At 59.8% G+C, this 2926-nt stretch carries 2 protein-coding genes; one reads left to right on the forward strand and one right to left on the reverse strand.

Features of this window, described 5'->3' with window-relative positions; translation table 11 throughout:
• Positions 1-786 precede the first annotated feature (786 nt).
• The gene (locus tag GA0061098_RS43270) at positions 787-978 is read left to right on the forward strand and encodes a CsbD family protein (RefSeq protein WP_038372499.1); all 192 of its coding nucleotides are present in this window, start codon (positions 787-789) and stop codon (positions 976-978) included.
• Positions 979-2242: 1264 nt separating this feature from the next.
• Here GA0061098_RS43270 and GA0061098_RS44635 read toward each other — a convergent pair.
• Positions 2243-2689 carry a hypothetical protein gene (locus tag GA0061098_RS44635; RefSeq protein ID WP_129591139.1) on the reverse strand — a complete coding sequence of 149 codons (447 nt, stop codon included), beginning with the start codon at positions 2687-2689 and terminating at the stop codon, positions 2243-2245.
• Positions 2690-2926 lie beyond the last annotated feature (237 nt).

Below are 2926 nucleotides of genomic sequence, written 5' to 3' on the forward strand. Positions count from 1 at the left end.
TCATCGTGTCCCGCTTTGGGTCACGAGCGCCCCTTGGCGGGAGACGCTGTGGGTCGGCTATGGGCCAGAAGCGTCGCTCAGCGGGCATCACCGTGAAAGTCAGGCTACGCGCCAGCTGAGTTTGAAAGAGCGTTGGCGCTGGATTGCAATTTGGCTGAGGCACACGCGCAAATTGGCGGCGCAAAGCTGTATATGGGTCGCGGGGCTGAGACTGAAGCCCATATCAAAGAAGCATTTCGCCTCTCTCCCCGCGATATCTCCGCTCATCGCTGGTTCATGATAGTAGGCTTTGCCACTGCAAGGGCGTTGTGTGAGCTTGTTCCAACTTTCACAATTCGCCGCCTTCGGGACGGCGCGTACACAGTGATCACCCAGTTTACTTCGTCAAACGCGAGCGCATCTATGACGGTTTGCGGCTGGCGGGGGTGTCGGAAGAATGAAGTTATAGGTAGCGATTCCCACCGAAAGGTGTCGCGCAGGTCCGCTTCGGGGCAAAGGCTGCCCTCGTCTGTCCGCAGGACGCTATTCTGCTCACCTGGCTGTTTCTCCATCTAGGCCCCGCCGCTTCATCAACGTGCGCATCCCCGAACATTTCCGCCAAACTGGTGAAAACTTGCGACTGGAGCGCTAACACATTGCACACAGAAACGAGCAGGACAGAAACGCATTCCGTTCCTTCGTCCGCTATAGCCAAGTCTTGGTGTGCAAGAGCGGTGCGCGCCTCGCAGGAACGACCGCGCAACGGTTTCGTTGTGCTCGTCTTCCGGACAAGAAAGGATAATGATCATGGACCGTGAACATGTGAAGGGCGCCGCCGACAAGGCAAAAGGTGCGATCAAACAGGGTGCCGGCAAACTTACCGGCGACAAGGACCTGGAAACCGAAGGCAAAATGGATAAGGCCAAGGGATCCGCCCACAACGCTGCGGGAGACGTGAAGGACGCCGCGCGGGATACCGCTGACGCCCTCAAGAAATAAGTAGAAAAAGGAAGGTCTGAAACTAGCCGCCGCAGGGCCGCTTTTTCTTTTCCATCACGTCCCGGACAAGCTTTTCGGGGCCCTTTAAGCTCGGGGTCTTTGCCCTCATGGTCGTGTGGCCATGGCCTCACGCTGCGCATCTTCGCTGAGTGTCCGCGGCGCACCTCTGCCGGAGCGGAGGTCGGCTCGGGTCACGAGCGGCCTTCAGCGGGCATCACCGTGAAGGTCCGCTGCGGGCCAATAGGCGGACTAACCAGACTTGGCGCGAACCCTGCTGCGGCAGCCCGCCGATCGGGCCAAGCGGCGCCGTGAACGTCGTTGAGAGGCGCGCGAACGGGCGAGGTCAAGCCCCTCCTGAGTCCAAGAAAGAAGCCGCCAGCTTAACGCCGCGGCTTAGATAGTCCCGGACTGTCGATTGCCTCCTTGGCCCCAAGCGTACCACCGTTACCTTGTTTGCGGCCATGCCCGTCCGACCTACAGAACAAGCTCCGATTCTGCTATCGGGCAGCCGAGTTGTGCACCGGGCTCTTACAAAGCCGCTAAGGCGCGAAGGGAGGCGGACGGCAGCCGAACCCGCGCCGTATCGCCAGCCTCGACCGTCCCGCCGACCCGCACCACGCCCAGCACCCCGGATTGGAACGGAGGGCCCTTCTCCGCCGACGAGAGCATCTGTCGTTTAAGCCCGTCAATGAGGATGCAGAGCGTCCGTAGGCCGGTTAGCTCCACGATCGGCCCGGGTCCGACTTCGGCAGCCGCTCGAGGTCCAGGCCGGCGGTGGTGATGTTCTCTCCCAGGTCTGCCGCCGACCTCGAGCCGGTTTCGAGAAGGACCGCAAAGAGCTCGGATGGGATCAGGAGGGCTTGTCGGAGATTGGCCAGGCGGGGCTGGCGACGCGCAGATAGCGATGCCCAACGAACGCGCCAGCGTGGCCGTCGCCTTGGATGCCGAACAGCGAGCGCCGCTATCGGCGCCAGAACCGATATCGCATAATTTCATGTGAGGCGCGCTATCGCCGACACGCTAGGGTCGGGCCTTCTATCCGCGCCCTGATCGGAGGTGCCGCTCTGCAGCGCCAGCTCGCCTATCGGCGACGGCATGATTGAACAGGTCGAGCACTAGACCGAATGCAGCCATGTCCTCCTGTTCAATTGCTCCATCATCGTAGCGCTTGAGTGTCTCGGCGATGATTGCGTCAACTGCGCGTTGCGATGTCAGCAGGGCAAAAAGCGTTTGAACCACGGCCCGGCCATTCGATCAGTGAATGCTAGACGATCAGATCGTGAGCCGCATGGAGATTGGCGTGCCATGAGTGATCGTGGTGCGCATCTGCAACATCAATTCCGTCAGCATCCTGGACCAGCTCCGGCCCCTCGCGCGCAACGGAATGCTGACCATCTCCATAGGCTTTTCCATTTCCGTGGCTCAGTTGCTGAAGGTCATACACGTCTGAAGACGTATTGTCGGCGAAACTCTTAAAACGAAAGGAATCGCCAAGTTCGGTGCCAACCGCTGATTTGGCCTGATCTGCATGGTCGGAAGAAGGCCCGCCCATTCCTTCAGTCTTAATAGTCAAGGCCGAATGTGCGTCGTTGGCAAAATTTACGGACGCCGTTGGTATATTCTGCTGCGGTTTGCCAGTATCTAAATCAGCTGCCTGTGCATGCTGTGCGTGTTGCTCGCCGGCCGCGGAGCCATGTTCAAAAGTCTGCAAATCGCCGTGCGCCTATCCGCGATTCGAATCTTCTCCCGGGGCCTCATGCTTGGCGTGCCCCTTGGCGGCTCCGGAGCCGTTGTCGGATTCATGCAAGACCTTCTGCGATTGACCGTGATTTAAACCGCCTCCCGCAGCCTCTTGCTTGGCGTGCCCCTTGGCGGCTCCGGAGCTGTGGTCCGACTCATGTAGGGTCTTCTGTGATTGACCGTGATTTAAATCGTCTCCTGGGGCCTC

Origin of the sequence: Bradyrhizobium shewense, assembly GCF_900094605.1 — a bacterium.
Classification (GTDB): domain Bacteria; phylum Pseudomonadota; class Alphaproteobacteria; order Rhizobiales; family Xanthobacteraceae; genus Bradyrhizobium; species Bradyrhizobium shewense.